The 21,214-nt window shown below is 41.0% G+C and carries 18 protein-coding genes and 2 pseudogenes; 5 read left to right on the plus strand and 15 right to left on the minus strand.

Annotation, left to right across the window (positions count from 1 at the left end):
- Positions 1-7 precede the first annotated feature (7 nt).
- From FNK51_RS04065 to FNK51_RS04100, 8 genes and pseudogenes are all read right to left on the minus strand, one after another.
- Positions 8-178, minus strand: a pseudogene (locus FNK51_RS04065) (kynureninase); the annotation flags it as partial.
- Between the two features lie 32 nt (positions 179-210).
- Positions 211-1,725 carry a carboxylesterase/lipase family protein gene (locus FNK51_RS04070; protein WP_141992501.1) on the minus strand — a complete coding sequence of 505 codons (1,515 nt, stop codon included), beginning with the start codon at positions 1,723-1,725 and terminating at the stop codon, positions 211-213.
- A 225-nt stretch (positions 1,726-1,950) separates the two neighbouring features.
- A complete protein-coding gene (locus tag FNK51_RS04075) occupies positions 1,951-2,364 on the minus strand; it encodes a MerR family transcriptional regulator (protein ID WP_179891048.1) in 414 nt (137 codons plus the stop codon).
- An 84-nt stretch (positions 2,365-2,448) separates the two neighbouring features.
- Positions 2,449-4,089, minus strand: coding sequence for a SulP family inorganic anion transporter (locus tag FNK51_RS04080; RefSeq protein WP_141992525.1), 1,641 nt, complete (start codon positions 4,087-4,089; stop codon positions 2,449-2,451).
- A 548-nt stretch (positions 4,090-4,637) separates the two neighbouring features.
- Positions 4,638-6,047 (minus strand): glycoside hydrolase family 1 protein, encoded by a 1,410-nt coding sequence (locus FNK51_RS04085; protein WP_141992502.1) that lies wholly within the window; start codon positions 6,045-6,047, stop codon positions 4,638-4,640.
- A gap of 304 nt (positions 6,048-6,351) precedes the next feature.
- The gene (locus FNK51_RS04090) at positions 6,352-7,473 is read right to left on the minus strand and encodes an NADH-dependent flavin oxidoreductase (RefSeq protein WP_141992503.1); all 1,122 of its coding nucleotides are present in this window, start codon (positions 7,471-7,473) and stop codon (positions 6,352-6,354) included.
- 21 nt (positions 7,474-7,494) lie between these two features.
- On the minus strand, positions 7,495-7,803 hold the full coding sequence (locus FNK51_RS04095; RefSeq protein ID WP_141992504.1) for an iron-sulfur cluster assembly accessory protein: 309 nt from the start codon (positions 7,801-7,803) through the stop codon (positions 7,495-7,497).
- Between the two features lie 109 nt (positions 7,804-7,912).
- Positions 7,913-8,896 carry a Gfo/Idh/MocA family protein gene (locus FNK51_RS04100; RefSeq protein WP_141992505.1) on the minus strand — a complete coding sequence of 328 codons (984 nt, stop codon included), beginning with the start codon at positions 8,894-8,896 and terminating at the stop codon, positions 7,913-7,915.
- A gap of 205 nt (positions 8,897-9,101) precedes the next feature.
- On the opposite strand from FNK51_RS04100, the gene FNK51_RS04105 reads away from it, so the two are divergent.
- The gene (locus FNK51_RS04105; RefSeq protein WP_141992506.1) at positions 9,102-9,887 is read left to right on the plus strand and encodes an SDR family oxidoreductase; all 786 of its coding nucleotides are present in this window, start codon (positions 9,102-9,104) and stop codon (positions 9,885-9,887) included.
- A 63-nt stretch (positions 9,888-9,950) separates the two neighbouring features.
- Here the strand turns inward: FNK51_RS04105 and FNK51_RS04110 are convergent, their stop codons facing one another.
- Both FNK51_RS04110 and FNK51_RS04115 read right to left on the minus strand, forming a co-directional pair.
- A complete protein-coding gene (locus FNK51_RS04110) occupies positions 9,951-11,171 on the minus strand; it encodes a multidrug effflux MFS transporter (protein WP_483296108.1) in 1,221 nt (406 codons plus the stop codon).
- Between the two features lie 280 nt (positions 11,172-11,451).
- Positions 11,452-12,429, minus strand: coding sequence for a 2-hydroxyacid dehydrogenase (locus FNK51_RS04115; protein WP_098371251.1), 978 nt, complete (start codon positions 12,427-12,429; stop codon positions 11,452-11,454).
- Positions 12,430-12,757: 328 nt separating this feature from the next.
- Here FNK51_RS04115 and FNK51_RS04120 point away from each other — a divergent pair, with 328 nt between their 5' ends.
- The gene (locus FNK51_RS04120; protein ID WP_141992508.1) at positions 12,758-13,723 is read left to right on the plus strand and encodes an MBL fold metallo-hydrolase; all 966 of its coding nucleotides are present in this window, start codon (positions 12,758-12,760) and stop codon (positions 13,721-13,723) included.
- Positions 13,724-13,777: 54 nt separating this feature from the next.
- Here FNK51_RS04120 and FNK51_RS04125 read toward each other — a convergent pair whose 3' ends face one another.
- Both FNK51_RS04125 and FNK51_RS04130 read right to left on the minus strand, forming a co-directional pair.
- A complete protein-coding gene (locus FNK51_RS04125; protein ID WP_181762178.1) occupies positions 13,778-14,749 on the minus strand; it encodes a TRM11 family methyltransferase in 972 nt (323 codons plus the stop codon).
- 146 nt (positions 14,750-14,895) lie between these two features.
- Positions 14,896-15,987, minus strand: coding sequence for a CotH kinase family protein (locus FNK51_RS04130; protein WP_141992510.1), 1,092 nt, complete (start codon positions 15,985-15,987; stop codon positions 14,896-14,898).
- Between the two features lie 157 nt (positions 15,988-16,144).
- Here FNK51_RS04130 and FNK51_RS27710 point away from each other — a divergent pair.
- Positions 16,145-16,198, plus strand: a pseudogene (locus tag FNK51_RS27710) (hypothetical protein); the annotation flags it as partial.
- Positions 16,199-16,220: 22 nt separating this feature from the next.
- Complete coding sequence (locus FNK51_RS04135; protein ID WP_141992511.1) at positions 16,221-16,637, plus strand: hypothetical protein; 417 nt, start codon at positions 16,221-16,223, stop codon at positions 16,635-16,637.
- 360 nt (positions 16,638-16,997) lie between these two features.
- On the opposite strand, the gene FNK51_RS04140 is transcribed toward FNK51_RS04135, so the two are convergent.
- From FNK51_RS04140 to FNK51_RS04150, 3 genes are read right to left on the minus strand one after another with little or no spacing between them, the layout of a single operon-like run.
- Complete coding sequence (locus tag FNK51_RS04140; RefSeq protein ID WP_096338406.1) at positions 16,998-17,309, minus strand: DUF3870 domain-containing protein; 312 nt, start codon at positions 17,307-17,309, stop codon at positions 16,998-17,000.
- A 23-nt stretch (positions 17,310-17,332) separates the two neighbouring features.
- The gene (locus tag FNK51_RS04145) at positions 17,333-18,538 is read right to left on the minus strand and encodes an acyl-CoA dehydrogenase family protein (RefSeq protein WP_098371403.1); all 1,206 of its coding nucleotides are present in this window, start codon (positions 18,536-18,538) and stop codon (positions 17,333-17,335) included.
- A gap of 14 nt (positions 18,539-18,552) precedes the next feature.
- Positions 18,553-19,740 carry a CaiB/BaiF CoA transferase family protein gene (locus FNK51_RS04150; protein WP_141992512.1) on the minus strand — a complete coding sequence of 396 codons (1,188 nt, stop codon included), beginning with the start codon at positions 19,738-19,740 and terminating at the stop codon, positions 18,553-18,555.
- A 455-nt stretch (positions 19,741-20,195) separates the two neighbouring features.
- On the opposite strand from FNK51_RS04150, the gene FNK51_RS04155 reads away from it, so the two are divergent.
- Positions 20,196-21,134, plus strand: a complete 939-nt coding sequence (locus FNK51_RS04155) for a DHH family phosphoesterase (protein ID WP_141992513.1) — start codon at positions 20,196-20,198, stop codon at positions 21,132-21,134.
- The last annotated feature ends 80 nt before the right edge of the window (positions 21,135-21,214 follow it).

A 21,214-nucleotide genomic window follows, 5' to 3' on the forward strand; every position in this document is an offset into this window, starting at 1 on the left:
CTTCCTAAGACTTCATTAAACTTTTCTCAGCCCGCTTCGATAAAAGTCCCAATGAGTTGCCATCCATATAAATCATCCCTGGGTTCAAATAGAACTCCTCTCTGTAAGAAACCAATGGATCTTCCTGATCCAAAGTTTTCGCATAATCTTTCGTTGACATGAAATTATTGATATCCATGTTCTCCCCGCTTACTTCCCATCCACTATTTTTCACTTGTAAATCCCTACCCCTTCCCATGCCAACCTTATCATTCTGTCAGGGTCTTTTTCAATATAATCCTTTTTATCAAAAATCATGGTGTAGTGGTTGGTTTCATCATATTTCGGCCAAATTTCACCTTCCGGGGGATTGGGGTTTCCATGTTTCGCAAAGTTGACCCAGTGGCCCTGCATTCTATGGGAAACCTTTAGGGCAGCTGACCTTGAACCAAATGAAGTAATCCGTTTCCCAAATGCCGAGTCGAAAGTCTGGAAGGCAAAAGGGATTTCCATACCATGCGTCGCCCCTAATTTACTTATGCGCATTGCCGCCGTTTTATAATCAAAACGGTACATCCAAGTTTTTTCAAAGCGGCTGTATGCCTCTGCATACCAAACCGAGGGAATATGGAAAGTCGCATCACGGCCAATGCCAAGCACAGCTTTCTTTTCTGGGTAGTTTATATAAGCATTCGTAATTCGCTCTTTCGCCTCTGGATCTGTATTTTCGAACATTTTATGAATCATTGCCGCATTAGTTGGGATTAAAGGGGGATCCATCTGTTCGAATAATGTCGCTTCGTCCCTATTTGTTCCTATAAGCAAGGATATTCCCTTTGCTTTTCCGGATCGAATTGAATCTAGTGGATAATCGGGCAGGAAGTCACCATCTACGACAGGTCCAAATGATAGTGAGCCCGGCATGGCTTGTGAGTTTTCCCGTAAGAGTTTGTAGGAGGCCTCGACAATCTCTTGAACTGGAAGTGTTTTTAACCGATGGATTTCATTCTTTTCAATGTCCAATATCTCAAGGAACCTTTCACTGAATTGGCGCGCAAATCCTTTTCCGTAAACAGATGTCGGAGCGGGACTTTCTGCAATGGCCTGTTTAAAAAGACCTCTCGCTGATGGAACAGTAAGTAAAGTCGTAACCGCATTGCCTCCAGCTGATTCACCAAATATCGTAACATTATCAGGGTCGCCGCCAAACGCTTCTATATTCTCTTTAACCCATTTAAGAGACGCAACTTGATCACGTAAACCTAAATTGGTTTCAAATATTTCCCCATCACCTGCAAACTCGGTAAAATCCAGATATCCCAGTGCCCCCAGCCTATAGTTGATGCTTACTACGACTACATCTCCATTTTTAGCCAGTAAATGTCCATTGTACATATCAATGGATCCAGCTCCCGTTATATATGCTCCTCCAGGAATCCAGACCATGACCGGGCGTTTTTTATCATCAGCTCTAGGTGACCAAATATTCAGGAACAAACAATCCTCATCCATTTTTTCATTTCCGGCCATTCCTGTTCTTACCGCCCGATCCATCGGCTGCGGGGGAATGGGACCAAAATCCACTGCATCCATGACACCGCTCCACTTATCAACTGGCTCCGGTGAGCGGAAACGCAGACCATCAATCGGAGCTTTCGCATACCTGACTCCACGCCATACGCATATATCGTTTTCCATAGTACCTTGAAGATGTCCTTTTACCGTCGTAACTATTGATCCAATCATTCCCTTTCACCTCTTCATATAGTAGTAGATATTTAAGTTCTTCTTTTTCCATTCCCTTATATCCTTCATCTTTATCGAAAAAAGATCTATAGAGTCAGTTCAGCCAAAATAAAGTACTGCTATCATATAAAGCTCAGGTTATGAGTTTGGATATAGATTTTCAAATGACCAGTTCAACAAAAAAAGACCCAACCAGGTCTTTTTTTGTTGAACTCGGCAATTAGCTTAGGTGAGCATGGCAATGATGCTCAATAAAGAGCTGCCCCGAACTGAAAGCTGTTGTGCAGCATATGTTAATTGCTGTTCATCGAGCTGTTCCAGTAACGGCTTTAATTCAAGCAATTCATTCTCCAGTCCTTTAAGGTCTGTAGATATCTTGTCCACCATCAAGAGCACTTGCTCAGAATCAACAGTGGTTTCAGACAAGACTTGTAACCGTTCCTTGATTTCAGTCAACGGCATATTCTGTTCCTTATACCGATTAATCATTTGAAGACGATTTAAAGCATCTTCTGTGTAATATCGATATCTTGACCCAGTTTTTTCATAGTTCAGCATTCCTAATTGTGTGTAATAGTCAATGGTTCTTCGCGAAACATTCGCAAGTTCAGCAAGCTGGCCAATCCGATATACATCCACCCAGATAGTCACCTTCTTTTTAAATCTACTGTTAACGATACTATAACATAACTATCCTAAAAGGTGACTTCGAGGATGAATCTATTAGACTACTTTATCCGAATTGCCCTTCAACTGCTTCTTGGCAAAATACAGGGCATCTTCCTTCGATTTAAAAAAGTGCTGTTTTTCTATTTTATGATACAAACCTGTGCTGAGTAACAATTCCTTTGGTTGCTGCTGGATTCCGGAAATGATTAATTTCCCCTTATATTTACCGATGCGATTAACTATCGCCAATAGTGCAGCCTCTGCTGAAGTGTCCATATATGTTACCCGGCGCATGCTTAATACCAACACTTTCGTCTTATTATCCAAGTTCTCCAAGATCGATGACTCCAGGACGTCTATCGAACCAAAGAAGAGGGGACCCTCCAAGTTATACACATTGATCTTTGAATCCGAATTATCGATTGGAACAATCTCAGTAACCTCATGACTTCTTTCCCTAACCTTTAACGTGTGGCTCATTTTTGCAATGAATGTGATGAATGCAATCAATAAGCCGATTCCCACTCCCATGATTAAATCAGTGAAGACAGTGATGAGGAAGGTGACCAGCAAAACCGCAGAATCCGCCGTCTTCGTTTTCAATACATGAGCAAATTCCTTTCTTTCACTCATATTCCAGGCAACAAACATCAATATGGGCGCCATGCTAGCCAAAGGTATATGTGCTGCATATGGAGAAAGCACCAGCAAAACCAGTAAAACGACAATACCGTGAATGACTCCGGACATCGGGGAGACTGCCCCGCTTTTTATATTGGTGGCAGTCCTGGCAATAGCACCTGTTGCAGGTATCCCGCCGAAGAATGGGGTCGCGATGTTCGCGATTCCTTGCCCAACCAATTCCTTATTGCTATCATGCTTGGTTCCCCCCATGTTATCGGCCACGGTAGCGGATAACAATGACTCGACACCGCCTAACAAGGCAATTGTAAATGCAACGGGAAGGAGTGTAATAATGACTTCCACTGAAAGCTCCGGCACTTGGAATTCCGGAAAACCTTTCGGAATCGCTCCATACGTGGAACCAATTGTAGCCACCTTATCGGGAAATAAAAAGTAGGCTGCCATTGTTGATATTAGCAGACCCAGAAGCGGTCCTGGCACTCGGGGCAGAAGCCTAGGTGCCAGCAGTATGACGACAAAACATATAATCGCAACAAACACACTATATATATTGATCGTTTCTGCTTTAATCACCAGTTCCTTCATGTTATCCATGAACGCTTCATGTTTTTCCACTTTCATGCCAAAGAAGTTGGCAATTTGCCCTGAAAAGATTATTATCGCAATTCCTGTTGTAAATCCAATGATGACTGGACGAGGAATGAACTTCATCAAATTGCCCAACTTAAGAAGACCCATCAAGACCAATATCATCCCCGCTAAAAACCCGGCAATAAGCAGACTTTCATACCCATATTGCATAACGATTCCAAATAATAAAGGAACAAACGCCCCGGTTGGTCCTCCAATTTGATACTTGGAGCCACCCAAAATCGATATGAGGATTCCAGCGATGATGGTCGTATATAACCCATATATCGGTTCGACGCCTGAAGCAATTGCAAAAGCCAATCCTAAAGGAATGGCTACAACACCTACAACCAATCCTGCCGTTACGTCCTTTTGAAAACCCTTCATATTATATCCTTGAAATCTAGAATCTTTTATCATCCTTTTCAAACTCACATCCTTAGTCGTTTTTTAAAATTGGAATCTACCATCATCAGGAAAAATGACGTTCTTTCATTTTTGAGGGAGTTGCTTGATCGAAATTAATCTAACTATTGTAGTTTTTTCAACGGGACAAACCATGCGGGGGACTTTTCAAAACTAAGAAATAATCGTCATATGTAATCTCCTTTGTTAAGTTATTTGACATGGTCTCGACCACGCTTCAACATTATACAGTAAAACGTAGAACTGTACATTGTTAGTAACATTAACATTTGTTTACAACTTTTTGCATTTTTTTACATCCATATTACAATCCGGGACTATACTTCCAGGCTGGTTAATTTGAAGCCGGAGATTCAGACTACAAATCAGGAAGTTTGAACTTTGGACTAATTCCCCATATCTGAAACCTTGATTACAATAGAAAAAGCATGTTTTGAGAAAGGTTTCTCAAAGCATGCTCTATAAACCTAATTTCGTATTTCGGCTCAGGCTATATATATACATAAAACCTCTTGATTAAAATCAAGAGGTTTTCTTTTAGTTTACAGCTCTTCTCCTCTCGTCTCGATAATATTCTTATACCAATGAAACGACAGCTTCTTTTTCCGGTTTAACTGATCATGATGATCCACGTAAATAAATCCGTATTGCTTCTTATACCCGTTTAACCAACTTAATAGATCAATGACAGACCATGCGTAATACCCTTTTAAATGGATACCTTCTTTGATTGCACGTTTGATCACTTTTAAGTGTTCCTCAATATATTTAATACGGGGAACATCCACTATTTCACCATCGATAATCGGATCCTCATCACCAAGCCCGTTCTCTGTAACATACATTTTAATATCACCATAACGTTCTTTTAACATATGCAGCCCATCTAAAAATCCTTGAGGTGAGATTTCCCAGCCCCATTTTGTATATGTTTTATCTTCCATCTTTACGGTCCTATAAAAGCCATCAAAAGACGGGTTCCCTGGAGCTAGAGTAGATGTTTCTCTTGAATGCTCCATGTTTGAAACGGCTTCCCGATTTTTTTCCACGCAAATGGGCTGGTAATAATTGAGTCCAATAAAATCATTTTTCTCCGCATTTCTTTTTAGCGTATCCAGTTCTTCTTCGGTCCAACTTGGCGTCCAGCCTTTTTCCTTTAATTGCTCAACCACATAACCTGGATATTCACCTTTTAAAATAGGGTCATAATACCAAAAAGTTTCATATTCATTGGCATGCCGAGCAGCCAATACATTGTCATGTTTGTCATTTATACTGTAAGCAGGCAGGAAAACATGGGTAATCCCAATTTCACCGTAATGATTCAGTGTCTTGTATACCTCTACCGCTTTTGCATGTGCATAAAAAACATAATGTGTCGCTTGAAAGTATTTATTTTCATCGTTTTGGATTCCAGGCGGGTGCGCTCCTTTTAAATAGCCCAGACCGCAAAACATAACCGTTTCATTAAACGTGATCCAATGTTTGATGCGGTCTCCGAATGCGCGAAAGCAAATTTCCGCATACTTGACGAATGCTTCAGCTGTTCGCTTATTCGTCCATCCCCCATCTTGTTCAAGCGTCAAAGGCAAATCCCAATGGTACAGAGTAACAAATGGAACAATCCCATATTTTAAGCATTCATCAATAACATTATTATAAAATTCCACGCCTTTTTCATTTACTTCCCCGTCACCTGTCGGCAAAATACGTGCCCATGAAATGGAAAACCGGTATGATTCAAGTCCCATCTCTGCCATTAATTTAATATCTTCTTTGTAACGATGATAATGGTCTATCGCTACATCCCCGTTTGTACCTTCATATGTTTTCCCTGGAATCTTTGAAAAGACATCCCAATTCGTTATACCTTTTCCATCTTCATCCCATGCTCCTTCTATTTGAAAAGAAGCAGAAGCTGCTCCGAATAAAAAATCATGTGGAAATTTCATTATAAACCCTCCATTTACATACCCACTTATAAAATTGATAATAATATATTTTATTTATTGGCACAAATATTAATATGATTATATTACTTTCATTCATATTTGACTACATAAACTTTACATTAAATATAGTATTTACTATGAAGAATGAATAAATCCAGAATCAATAATTCACGAAATTAAATGACGTTAATTCTGCAGAATCAATCTCGCTTTTTTAACAAAAGGTGAATAACTTATTAGTTGTTAGTTTCATATGAACACATACAAAACCCGTCCTCCTTTGGAGGACGGGTAACATTAACAATCACTCCACAACCGGGAGCCAACCTTTTATCCCAATCAACTTTTCCCAAAGCGGATCTGGAATGACCAGTTCATCCTGATCCTTTTTTGAGAGGGTAGTCCGTATTTCCGCTTCTTTTCCAGACCTGATTTTTTCAATCCAATGCGGTTCCATAAGAAGCTCACGGCCAAGGGCGATAAAAGGGACACCCGTTTCCATAGCTTCTGCAACTTCATCAGGTGTATGCAGTGATCCTACGCCGACCACAGGAATACGATTACCTACTTTATCGTAAATTTTAACGATGCGCGACTTTGTCCTATCACTCTCACGGAATGAGCCATTCCAGAAGTGACCTACCGATATATGTAGATAATCCAGGTTTTGATTCGCTAGTCTGTCAACGAATTGGATCGTATCATCTAAAGTGATTCCAGGATTGCTGCCTTCTTCAGGAGAAAGGCGGTAGCCGATGATAAACGGCTTTTTCGCATGCTCGGCAACCGTTTTCTCGACTTCATTCACAATGGTAAGCGGGAAAATCAATCGTTTTCCCAGTGTCCCACCCCAGTTATCCGTACGACGGTTCGAGTGTGGCGAGAAGAATTGTTGAAGCAAGTACGTATTGGCACCATGTATTTCCACACCATCAAATCCTGCTTCGATGGCCCTTCTTGTTGTTTCGCTAAATGCCTTAATAACCTCTTGTATTTCGTCTTCACTCATTTCCCGCGGTACAGGTGCTTCATCGTTTGAAGCAATGGCACTTGCAGAAACAGGCTGGTTATCAGGCAATAATTCCGGCGGACTTTGCCGGCCTCCATGATATATTTGCAGAATCGCTTTTGACCCGTTGGACTGGATCGTTTCGGCTAGTTTTCTCAAGGATGGGATAAAGGAATCGTCATCTGCACTAAGCTGGCCTGGGAATCCCTTTCCTCCAGCAGATACATAGGCACATGCCGTGACCACCGCACCTACACCAGCCGAGCGCTCAGCGTAATAAGCCAGTTCATCATCGGTTACAACGCCTTGATCGTCCGAAGAATAAGTGGTCATAGGAGCCATCATGATACGATTTTTCACTTCTACCCCTGATGGAAACTTATATGGTTGAAAGATCTTTTCGTATTTTTGATTCATGCCAATCCTCCCCCTTTACTCTTAGTGGTGATGATGTCCGTGCGGTTCTTTAGAAGGGTTCGTGATTTCAAAGCCTTCTTCAGGTACATAAAAATATTTAATCCAGACACCATCTAGAAATTCTTCACGTGAATCAAGTAAAATATCGATATCTTTATCTGTTTTGACGATTTCATCATGTTCTGCCGAGGTATCTAGTTTCATGTCATAATGGGCATGATCGCCATGCATATGGGTGACATATACACGAATCATCTTCCCTTTTGCTTCTTCAGTGCTCAGCATTTTTTGTAAGACCTTTGCTGCATTACGATTAATTTTGCATTTCATGTCCATTCCCCCAACAATAAAATTATCCCTGTACTGAATTCTACCCAATTACGGGTTATCAGTAACATCCATTTTTACCCTTCCTTATTGGCCATGTCCACTCAAATGCTTAGCGGTCTGAAGGAAAGACGATGCCGATTTGCTTTCTTGCTTCATCCATGATTTCCATAGTCAATAGTGAATTCGAATATGAATTTATATCGGACTCCATTTTCCCCTGCTGTATCAATTCAACAAATTCTTTCGCTTCATAATACATGGTAGGCATATCCTGTTTAACCGAAATATTTTCAGTGGTTCCATCCCGATACTGAATATCCACCGCTTGCGGTCCTGAAATTTTCTGAATGATGATGCTTCCAAGTTCACCTTGAATTTCCGAAGGCAAATTGGATTCAGTAATTTTGGAGAATATGACGACTGCCTCCATTTCATCATAGGAAAGCAGAATCGTACCTTGCCCATCGACCCCTGATTCAAGCATCGTTCCTGATGCCTGTACCTTATTTGGTTTACCGAACAGAACAACAAGCGGATAGAGTACATAAATACCAAGATCCATTAAAGAGCCACTGGAGAATTCAGGATTGAATGCATTCAGCACAGTGCCTTGTTTATACGAATCATATCGAGATGAATATTGGCAAAAGCTTCCCGAGAAACGCCGTACCTTCCCGATTTTATCCAAATTCCCCTTTATACTTTCGAAATTCGGCATGATGGTAGATTTCATCGCTTCCATCAATAGCACATCATTTTGTTTTGCAGCCTCAATCATTTCCCTTACTTCTGCCGCATTTGAAGCCATTGGTTTTTCACATAATACATGTTTTTTATTTTGTAAAAACAACACGGCTTGCCTGCAATGATGAGAATTAGGGCTTGCTATGTATACAGCGTCAATTTCATTGCTGGCGGCCATTGCTTCTAAATTCGTAAAAGTCGTATGTACTTCGTATTTATTGGCAAATTCCTTGGCTTTCTCTTCTGTACGTGAGTACACGGCTGTTAACGATAAATCCTCTACATGCTTTGCAGCCTCCAAAAATCGTTCCGTGATCCAATTTGTACCTATTACCCCTAATCTTATCAACATCCTATCCCCTTTCAAGCTAACTTTATTATGTCCTCAATATACAGACATTTCACTGAAAAACAAAGTTTAATGAACACTCGCAATTGTTTAAATTGGATTTTTTAGGCAATGTTCGTTTATAATTTTTCTATAATACCACTGCCATGATGTTTCTACATACTCCCTAACGGGAAAGCAAACTTAAAAGGAGCGTGTGAAGTTTATGACAGAATTAATGAAAAACAAAGTTGCCATTATTACCGGTGGAGGATCGGGAATTGGCCGGGGTGCCGCCCTGAAACTAGCTGAAAACGGCGCGAACATCATCTTTTTTGACCGTACAGTCGAAAATGCCGAAAAAGTTAAGGAAGAAGTGGAAAAACTTGGTCGAGAGGCATTAATCATTAAAACGGATGTTTCCAAGGCTGAGCAAGTTGAACATGCCTACAAGACGGCCCATGAACATTTTGGGAAAATTGATTTTGTATTTGCAAACGCAGGCATTAACGGAGTGATTGCCCCTATAGAAGATATAAAGCCAGAAGATTGGGATCAGACGCATACCATCAACCTCAAAGGCACCTTTCTCACCATCAAATACGCCATTCCCTACATGAAGGAAACGGGTGGCAGCATCGTAATCAACAGCTCCATCAATGGAAACCGATATTTCAAGAATTTTGGTTTTTCTGCTTATAGTTCATCCAAAGCTGGTCAAGTCGCTTTTGGGAAAATGGCTGCACTCGAATTGGCAAGATATAAAATCAGGGTAAATACCATTTGTCCCGGCTCCATCGATACGAACATTCACGATAACACATTCCCGGAAGATGAAAACTTAAAAAAAATCAGGATTCCCATTGAATATCCGCAAGGCTCTCAACCCCTGGCGAAGAAGGCGGGGACTACCGAACAAGCTGGTGATCTCGTATTGTTTCTAGCATCAGACATGTCTTCCCATATTACGGGCACGGAAGTTTATATCGATGGAGCAGAATCGCTATTATGATTCATACTTACGCCCCTAAAGGAAAAAGCTGAAATCCACATCAGGGATTTCAGCTTTTCCTAATTAAACTCGCCTTAACCCACGACGGGCAAGGATTAAATAAGCGCACATGGCGATGACATGACAACTTACCATCACAATTCCCATCGGCAAGGGTGACTCACCTGAACCTAGTCCCACCAAGGGAGCCATTAGTGATCCTAATATGAAAGGAAGCAGGCCAATTAAAGCCGAAGCACTGCCTGCTGTTTTTTTCTGATTTTGCATCGCTAAAGAAAAACTCGTTGTACCGACAATACCGACGCTGGAGACGGAGAGGAATAAAGCGACCAAGATTCCTGCCAACCCAATTTCAAGAAGGACTGAGGCAAGAAGTAATATTCCCCCAAACAAAGCTAGACATAATCCCATTTGAAGCAGTTTTTCTTCTTTAACCTTCCCTGCCAGCTTCCCGGCAACTTGTGAAGCGATGATGATCCCAATTCCGTTTATTGCAAAAATCAGACTGAAGGTCTGTGGGGAAACGCCATAAATGTTCTGGAGAACAAAAGGTGATCCGGAAATATAAGCGAACATGGCGGCACTTATGAATCCTTGTGAAAAAGCATAGCCCATAAACACACGATCTCTCAATAAGTTCCAAAATGTCCTGATAGTATCATTTACCCCACCTGCACTTCTGAGATTGGACGTTAAAGTTTCCTTTATCCCAAAAAATGCAGCCGCAACCATAATGATACTTAATACTGAAATGACAATGAAGACTCCCCGCCAAGACGTGAACTGCAAAAGTTGACCGCCAAAAACCGGAGCCAATATCGGTGCCGCCCCATTAACAAGCATTAACATGGAGAAGAACTTGGTCAAATCCGATCCTGAAAAAAGGTCACGAACTATCGCCCTTGAAATGACAATGCCTCCCGCTCCCGCAATACCTTGGATAAATCGTAATAATAAAAGCAATTCAATGGTTGGAGCAAAAGCGCATAACAGAGAGGAAATGCAATAAATGGATAAAGATATGATTAACGGTGTCCTTCTTCCTTTTGCATCACTTAGCGGCCCTAAATAAATTTGTCCTAAAGCCAATCCTAACAAGCAGGCAGTCAAGCTCAGCTGCGCTAATGACGTACTGCTTTTCAAATCCTCTGCCAGTGTAGGGAGACCCGGTAAATACATATCAAGTGACAGTGGTCCAATCGCTGCAAAAGACCCCAGCATAAGAGCCATCAACAGCCTTTTGGATTTAGTCATTTCGATGCCTGATGATATCGTTTCCTTCATTTCAATCATTATTACCCCTATCCCTTTCAACTAATTGTTTTTCCTGAATAAAACTCGACTTTCTTTATTTTACAAAAGATCCGAACAATTTACGATAAGTATGCTTCCCTTGAATTGGATTCTTCCCTCCAGCACTCTATTAAGTAATGTTCAAAACTCAGAAATCTTCTAAAAAGGAAAAATCTTAAATGAGGAAATATATTTGAGGATACTACGAACCAAAGGGAAAAACTATTAAAGTTCTAAACGATTCCCCATAAAAAATGACCCCATTTTGGGGTCATTTTGATTTATTCAACAATACTAAATTACGCGGAGTATCACCAGATAATCCATCCATCAAGTTTTGTGCCGCAAGAGCTGCCATCTTCAATCTTGTGGCAATGCTGGCACTCCCGATATGCGGCAGTGTAACGACATTGGGCAATGTTAGCAGCGGGTGATCCACAGAGACGGGCTCTTCTTCGAATACATCCAATCCAGCCGCCCAAATCTCTCGGTTTTCCAGCGCCTGGTACAACGCCTTTTCATCGATAATCCCGCCTCTTGCGGTATTTATGAGGACAGCCGTCCCTTTCATTAATTCCAGCTGCTCCTTGCCAATCATATAAGTGGTTTCCGGTGTGAGCGGCAGCATGACACAAACGAAATCCGATATTTGGAGCAATTTTTCAAGGGGCTGATATACGATTCCTAATTCTTTTTCCTGTTCATATTTACGGCTTCGATTAAAATAAATCAAGTTCATATCAAATCCCTTAGCTCTTTTTGCAAGGGCTTCCCCAATCCTACCTAATCCGATTATACCAAGCGTTGCGCCGTGTACATCTTGTCCGGTCAGCTGCATCGGCGACCATGTTTCCCACCTTCCGCTCCTTAAATAATCTTCTGCCTCCATCATCCTTCTTGCCGTTGCAAGCAGTAAGCCGAAGGTTAAATCAGCTGTCGTTTCCGTTAAAACCCCCGGTGTGTTCGTGACCATGATGCCCCGTTTTGTTGCACTTCTAACATCAATATTATTATGGCCCACTGCCATATTCGCGATGATTTTCAGGTTAGGCGCTCGTTCAATCAGTGACTCATCGATTTGTTCCGTCAATAAGCAAAGCAGACCCTCGACTTCTTTCATTTCTTCTTCAAGGACTTCTCTAGGGACCGGTATATCCTCTTGATCCCACATCCTGACATCATAATTCCGACTAAGACCTTCGATGATTTGTTCCGGTAATTTCCTTGTAATATAAATTTTTGGCTTCAAACCATAACCTCCTATACCGTTTCATTCCATGTAACACATTCTTGCACCATTTTTCACCTTCAGTTTTCATTACCCAACAATTAATTTTAAGAATATTGGCTAAATTACTAGCTTGTTTATTCAATTTTAAAATAAACTAGATAAATAGACCATCCATTTCCAATCATTCTTACTATTAATTTTCTCGTTTACAAGGAGGCTTCCGCTTGACAGTTTTAATTCATTCAACTAATCATAGAATAATAACCCTTTAAATCTATTCGATCATTAGTAATACAACAATTTTCCAGATGAAGTTTATCTCGATTTAGGAGGATATGGGACGTTCATGAAAACGAAAACAACATTTAAAATTTATCCAATCATAGCTCCAAGCGCTTTATCTTTAAAAAGTATAAACTTTTATTTAGTTAAACAGGATGAATCTTTAACATTGGTCGATGCAGGCATGAATGATGACGTCTGCTGGAATGCACTTCAGCAAACATTAAACGAAAATGGATTTACCGTTGGAGATATCACGGAAATTTTATTAACCCATCACCATGGAGACCATGTTGGTTTGGTCAACCGGATTACCGAACTCCATCCGATTCCCGTTTATGCCCATTCTAAATCCATTCCCCGTTTAAAAAGGGACCCTGACTTCTTAAATATGAGAATTGAATTCTATAAGCAGCTTTACATTGAGATGGGCTGTGGTGAACTTGGAGATAAACAAGTGGCTTACCTATTCAACGCGGTCGATAATAATAAAGATCAAAAACTGAATGGTGACATCATCGCAATCACGGAAAAACAATGGCTGAATTTTGAAGTGATCGAATTTCCCGGGCATGCCCCGGATCAAATTGCTTTCCTTGACCAAGAAGGGAAACGGCTTCTTGCCGGTGATTTATTGATTGAACATATATCAAGCAATGCCTTGATCGAACCTGATGAAAACGGTAATAGAATGCTGACTCTTGTAGATCATATCGATTCATTAAAACGCTGTTTAGCATTACAGGTGAATCTCCTCTTTCCTGGTCATGGTAACATCATTGAACAACCTGGTCATTTGATTGAAAAAAGACTTAATAGCATAGAGAGAAAATCACAAAAAATCCTGACCTTGATAGAATCCGGAATTTCTACCGGCAATGAACTGGCAAAGGAGTTTTACAAACAAAAATATATTGCAGAATTCCCGCTCGTCATGTCAGAAATCATTGGCCATTTGGATTATTTAGAATATCAGGGGAAGGTCACGAAACAACTCGTTGAAAATGTAGTTCATTATCAAGCTAAATGACATCAAAAAAAGGCTGGAATCATTAAAGATTTCAGCCTTTTCTTGCTGATGAACTCACACACACACTACAACCTCTCTGGAAAAAATGCCTTTCCTGGCCACACAGCGATCAGCAATTTCAAATCCTGCTTCTTTAATCATATGATCCATCGTGTCGATCGTTACGACGACGACCTTGTCAGCAAAGCTTCTGGCATGTTTAAGGATCGAAAGCTGATCTTCCGGCGTCGCATGTGTATATAAATTGTAAGGCATATCGATAATCGCTACATCATATTTACTAATGACCTCCGAAATCGGACCTGTAGTTACATCACCTTCGAGGTCGAAATAGGCAATGTTCTCCCTGGAACCGTCGGTAACAAGCGGGTTAATATCCCGGCCATCAATATTGATCCCCATCGATAGGGCTTCTACCAATACCGTTCCAATTCCGCAGCATGGATCAATTGCCTTCACTCCATCCGGATGTGGAACGGCTATGTTGGCAATGGCCCTTGCCACTCTTGTGCTAAGCGCTGTTGAATATTCCCGGGGCTTCTTCATATGTTTTAACCAAACCGCTTCAGGCTTGACATACTTCCCAAAATACCAACGTCCGCCAAGTGTCACGATTCCAAAGACCTGATCAGGATTACGCACATCGGCATTTCCCTGAATATGCCAGCCTATCTCCCGTTCAATTTCACGCTGTCCATCATAATCTATTTTTGCATCTTTATTCAAATCATTAATTTTTACGAATAATACTTTGAACGTCGAATCAGGCAAATGAATACCTTTCACTTGCTCAACGATTTCGGATATGCTTTCCCCTTCAAACATGACATCGACCCGCCCTTTTATAAAAGGGCTTCTGCTCGGTTCAATTGCTATATCACTTTTCAAAATATTTCTTGAAGTCTCAAAGCCAAAGAACGAGCGCATCTCCATTTTAGATAATGAGCGTTCGTCAGGGCTGCATGTAAACGTATATATATATGCCGGTTTGTGGCTATGATTAATCAATCCATTCCCATCCTTCATTACTTTAGATTATATCTTTCTATCAAACATAGCTGTAATGGTATAGAAAAGCAAATGGAATCGTATGTAAAAAGCATGAATGCTTTTCTTTCAACACTCACGCTGTTAAATTTTTCATTGTTCCATCACTATTAGGAAAGGAATTATTAATCCAATTTATGCAGCCGGCTATTTATATACTTTGCACGGGCCTCAATGAATTTCAGGATGAATTCGGGCTCATTATCAAATTTCACAATATCCCCCTTGATATATGGATCTTTTGAAACATAAGGTCTTATTTGATCATGCATTTCCTGAATGATAGGTTTCATATAGCCCACGTTAAAATGATTGTTCAAAATCTCCTTTAGAAGTTCTTGGTACCGGACACGAAATCCCCTCACATCAAGGATTCTAGCAGTCAATGTATTGAATCCCTCGATTCCCACATAATCCTCTTCCATCACTTTCCCGTTAACATCCCTGCCCCATGTCGCATCATAATCCCATGGAATCATTTCAAAGAGGCCAGTATCTCCATTTCGATACAAGGCATAGTTATGAACGAATCCATCATAGTTTTGCGTAAATATGACACCGGCCAGCCAGCGCAGGTACTTTTCCACATCGACATATTTTACGATTTCCTTTTCAAAATCCACTCTTGAAATTGTATTGATTTGGAGGATCAACTCTTGTAAATATAATTCATCCTTTGCTGTCCCGCATTTTTTTTGATAGCCCATCTCCAATGATTTTTTGATTCCTTTATCCAAATCGCTCATCAATGAGAAATTGGCATCACCATCCACTGCATAGAAAATGGCTCCCTTGGGCAGCCCCCTTGTCTTCAAATAATATTCATCCACCGATTCCAATTCTAGGTATATCCCTTCGTCCTTTCCGTTCAGATTCAAGAAAACGAACTGGGAGTTCGGTGATAAGGTGCCTATATCCGCAAAAAAGTCTAAAGATAATTTATTTCTTAGTAAAGATTTATCTTTATATTCGGCATTTAAATGAACTTCCTTGGCATTCTTATAAGTATTAGGTTTATAAAAGACTACATTATAGGATTTTTTGCGAAAACCGCGGATATGTGAGCCACGGTAAACAATATCAATATCCAGTTTTTTTCTGTTAAGTGTTAACTTTGCCGGTAAAGGATCATTGCACCATATATCTCTGCGAAGTTCCATTAAATTAACTGGTGGAATAAAAAGCTGGTACATAGGCAGCTTCTTGTCAGCATTCATATAACCCTTTCCTTTCACTTTCACTTTCATATTAAATTATGAAAAAAAGCGAGGGATGTCACCAAAAACAAATTTTTATTAAAAATTGTGCTATTATCTCTGGCATATTACGTACAAGCGCATAGTTTAACGTATAGAAAGGGGGATATATAAATATATGTCTGACATCATTCGAAATATTCAAAATGCGGTGGATAGAGCCAATTCCTTCGGGTTAGGCGATTTCATGTATAATGACCCATGTTCAAAAGGCCGTTCTTCACGTAAAAAAAACAATAATAGGCGAACTTCCCGCAGAAGCACTAAACGTTGCACTAGCAGGAGGAGGTCCACTCGCAGCACGCAAAGACGCACTAGCAGGAGGAGGTCCACTTTCAGTACGCAAAGACGCACTAGCAGGAGGAGGTCCACTTGCCGTACGCAAAGGCGCACTAGCAGGAGGAGGTCCACTTGCCGTACGCAAAGGCGTACTAGCAGGAGGAGGTCCACTTGCCGTACGCAAAGGCGCACTAGCAGGAGGAGGTCCACTTGCAACAGACAAAGGCGCTCCAACAGAAACCGGTGTTCGTCCAACCACTGCAGTTGGCTTTGCGGCAATAACTTTCGCAATAATCGGAGAAGGTGCTTCTAGTTTCATGGTACCGTTTTAATGTACAACTAATATTTTTTCACTAGATATTAAGCTTTACTTTAAAGCCCAATTTCTATACAAAAACACAAACTCGTCCTATAGGTAGGGGCGAGTTTTGTGTTTTTAAAATTATCACGATCGTTAAATCCATTCAAATGTCCCGTTCCTTAAACAATAAAAAACACTGCCATTTATAATGACAGTGGACTTAGTAGACAAAAACGCATAAGTTCCTGTTGAAGCGAAACCGGCAGCGGGTTAAAATCAGTTCACTAATATTTTCATAAAATCCGCAGCTCCATCATTTATTTGCCATGTACCTGAACCTATAAAAAAGGATCCTACCCTTTTACATACGGTAGGATCCTTCAAGTTTCGCTTATTTAACGGAGACCAATTCGAACTGTGCATACACATCCTTCAGCCCTGCTTGAATGGCTTGACCGGCCTTCCCACGATAATGCATTTGCACACGATCAATCAATTCTTCGATACCATCTTTCAGGCAATAACCGCGTAGCAGTTGACGAATGAATTCCCTGCCATGTTCTGTAGCAAGTGTACAGGAAGCTTCGACTATTACACCATATTTAAAGTCAAGCTCTACCGTGATCGTGATGGAATCATATATATTTCTCGCTGCCATCCCTTGTGGAAGTTTTGCATGCCCTGCAATAAGGTATGTGTTCATCATCTGATCTCCTCTATCTATAGTTAATGGACGGAAACTTGCTCGAAGGGCCATGCAGGCAATTGCTTACGAAGCTCTTTATCTTGTCTGTAGCCAAGTGCGTATTCGCCCTGCATTACAGTATGAATCTCACGGGTTCCTTCGTAAATGACCGGGGCTTTTGAATTCCGCAGAAAACGTTCCACTGGATATTCATCCGAGTAGCCGTAGGCACCATGAATTTGAACAGCATCATTGGCCGCTTCGTTAGCAGCATTACATGATATCCACTTTGCAAGTGATGTTTCCTTCGTATTCCTTGTTCCTTGATTTTTCAAGGTACCCGCTTTAAAGACCAGCAATCTGGAAATCTCTAAATTTGCGGTCATCTTGGCAATCATCTGTTGAACGAGCTGATGCCTGCCAATCTCTTTTCCGAATGTACTTCGTTCATGGCAATACTTCAAGCTTGCTTCCAGGCTTGCTTCTATTAACCCTACAGCACCTGCGGCCACTGTAAACCGGCCGCTGTCCAATGCCGACATGGAAATTTTAAAGCCCTCACCTTCTTCACCAAGCCTATTCTCGACCGGAACTTTTACATCCGTTAAAAAGATTTCGCCTGTATTCCCGGCACGAATTCCTAATTTCCCTTTAATGGCTTTCGACTCCACTCCCTCGAAAGTCCGTTCCACAATAAAAGCAGTGATTCCCCTTGAACCGGCATCATGATCCGTCTTGGCGAAAATGAGGAAATGATCTGCATAATCACAGAGCGAAATCCATGTTTTTGACCCGTTCAAGATATAATGGTCCCCAACACGTTTTGCTGTTGATTTCATTGCCGCAACATCAGACCCTGCATTCGGTTCAGTCAGCCCAAAAGCGCCAATCTTGATCCCTTTTGCCTGGGGTACTAAATATTTCTGTTTTTGTTCTTCCGTCCCCCATTGCAGCAAGGTCATGCTATTTAACCCTGTATGTACAGAAACTGCAGTTCGGTAAGCCGTATCGCCCCGCTCCAGCTCTTCACAAACGATGGCAAGGGTATTATAATCCATTCCGACTCCACCATACTCTTCGGGTATACAAACGCCCATCAACTGTAATTCCGCTAACCTTTTTAAAATATGCGGCTGGAATTGACCTTGTCTATCCCACTCTTGAATGTATGGGATAATTTCCTTATCCACAAATTTCCTTACCACTTTTTTCACACTTTGCTGCTCTTCTGTTAATTCGAAATTCATCATTAAAATTCCTCCTAAATAATTTTATTTTCCTTGAATTTGCTTATTTGGTCTGGACTATATCCAATTTCAGACAAAATGGAAACGGTATGCTCACCATACAGTGGCGGATGCTTTCTCATCGTAACCGGCGTTTTTGAAAGGTTCAGTGGCGATCCCGTCACTCTAAGATCTTCGATTGTGGGATGTTCCATGTTCACCAACATGCCTCTTGCGATGATTTGCGGGTCCTCGAACATCTCTGCGATATCATTAATCGGACCATTGGGTATCCCTGCATCATCCAATAGCCTTTTCCATTCTTTCTTTGTCTTTCCTTTCAACAAATCCTCTATTATCGGTATTAATCCTTCCTTGTTCAGCAAACGTTTTTCATTATGCTTAAACTGTTCCTGCTCGGCTAAATCAGGTCTGCCTATAACGGCTGAAAACCTCCTGAACTGATCATCATTTCCTACAGCCACAACAAGCTCCCCATCACTTGTCCGGAACGTTTGGTATGGAACGATATTGGGATGTTGGTTTCCCATTCGTTCAGGGGTCTGGCCACTGAATAAATAGTTGCTGGCGACATTCACCAATGAAGAAACCTGGCAATCCATTAACGAAATATCAATTTCCTGTCCTTCCCCCGCTTTATCCCTATGATGCAAAGCGGATAAAATGCCAATGCATGTATACAAGCCAGTCAATATGTCAGCTATGGCCACCCCGACCTTCACGGGGCTTCCATCTTTTTCTCCTGTGATGCTCATCAAACCACTCATCGCTTGAATGATATAATCATAGCCAGGCAAATCTTTATAAGGTCCGGTTAAACCAAATCCCGTAATCGAGGCCATGATCAGCTTGGGGTTGCATTCCTTTAAATCCTCATAGCCTAACCCCAGTTTTTCCAACGTGCCCGTCTTGAAATTTTGAATCACTATATCCCCTGAAGACACCAACTTGCGGAAGATCTCTTTCCCTTGTTCCGACTTTAAATTCAAGGTCATGCTTTGCTTATTTCGATTGGCACATAAATAGTAAGCGCTTTCTCCTCGGGCGAATGGCGGACCCCATCCTCTCGTTTCATCCCCTGACTCATGATGCTCGATTTTAATAACCTCGGCACCCAAATCACCGAGAATCATTGAACAAAACGGCCCCGCCAAAACACGGGATACATCGATAATCCTGACTCCTTCCAAAGCTCCATTCATATCATCACCCCTTTCAAACTGTCGGGATACACAAAAAAGAGCCAGTAAAACCAACAATGTCAATACATTGAATGTTTCACTGACCCTTATCCACGAACTGTCTTCCTGCAAAGGAAGATCAAGTGAACCAAGTCAATTTTTATGGATTCCAGTTTTATGACAAGCCGGCCATGCAGCAAGGTAACTTGCTGTCATCGGTTTGGTAAATTAAGTATAGTCTCATTTTTTGAATTTTGCAATAATTTTGTTCAGGTGTTTTCATTACATCCACTATTATACTCTTTAGCATACTTCCCGTTTAATATAAAAATACACCCCTCAATCCAGAGTAATCGGAAATTGCCTTTATTCGTGAGGCATGTGATGATTGAATATGCATAACTGTCAATATATGAATTTTTCATACTATCAATTATCGCTCGACAGAAAAGGAAAGATTAAAAGGAGATGGCGATATGGACAATAAAAAAGCGGAAATAATCGAAGCGATCAAGAAATACCACACAATTATCATTCATCGCCATGTTAATCCGGACCCGGATGCATTGGGATCACAAATCGGTTTAAAGAAGCTATTGAAGCATTCCTATCCTTCTAAAGAAGTCTATGCGGTAGGCGAAGAAGTGGATAAGCTTCTATTCATTGGTGATATGGATGTCATTTCCGATAACAAATACAAAGGTGCCTTAGTGATTGTTTGTGATACTGCCAACATTTCACGGATCAGTGATTCCCGATATGATCACGGGGACATGCTAATCAAAATTGACCACCACCCCGATTATGAGCAATTTGGTGATCTTTCTTGGGTCGACCCCTCTTATAGCTCTGCCAGTGAAATGCTTGTTGATTTATTCTTGGAATTTCCAGAAGGCTTTATCATGAATAAAGAAGCAGCTAAATCATTTTATACAGGAATACTTAGTGATACAGGTAATTTCATGAATGGGAATACAACTCCAAGGACATTAAAAATGGTTTCGCACTTAAGAACTTATAATATTCATCCAGAAAGAATCCATAACAGCCTTAATATAAAGACGAAAAACGCTTCAAGACTTCAAACAGACATTCTCATGAGCTTCAATGTAACCGAAAAAGGGGTAGCTTACTTCATTATTACGGAGGATCTGTTAAATATGTATGGTGTGGATCGAATTGAAGCTTCGAATTTAGTTAATACGCTATCAAGTGTCAGGGGCAATAAAATCTGGGTTTTCTTCATCGAATATCCTTCTGAAATCCGTGTCAGGATACGTTCACGGAATATTCCCATCGCTTCAGTCGCACGTCAATTCAATGGTGGAGGACATTCACTGGCTTCAGGCGCTACCATCCATTCCTGGGATGAGGTTGATCATGTTATCCAAGCATTGGATCAAGTCTGCCCATAACAGGGAGTTCATGACCTGCCGTGGTTATGTGTATGATTATAATCCCAGGCGCAATACGATGAAATAATTCTGCCTTGACC

It is taken from the genome of Bacillus sp. B4EP4a (genome assembly GCF_006680105.1).
GTDB classification, from domain to species: Bacteria; Bacillota; Bacilli; order Bacillales; family DSM-1321; genus Peribacillus; species Peribacillus simplex_E.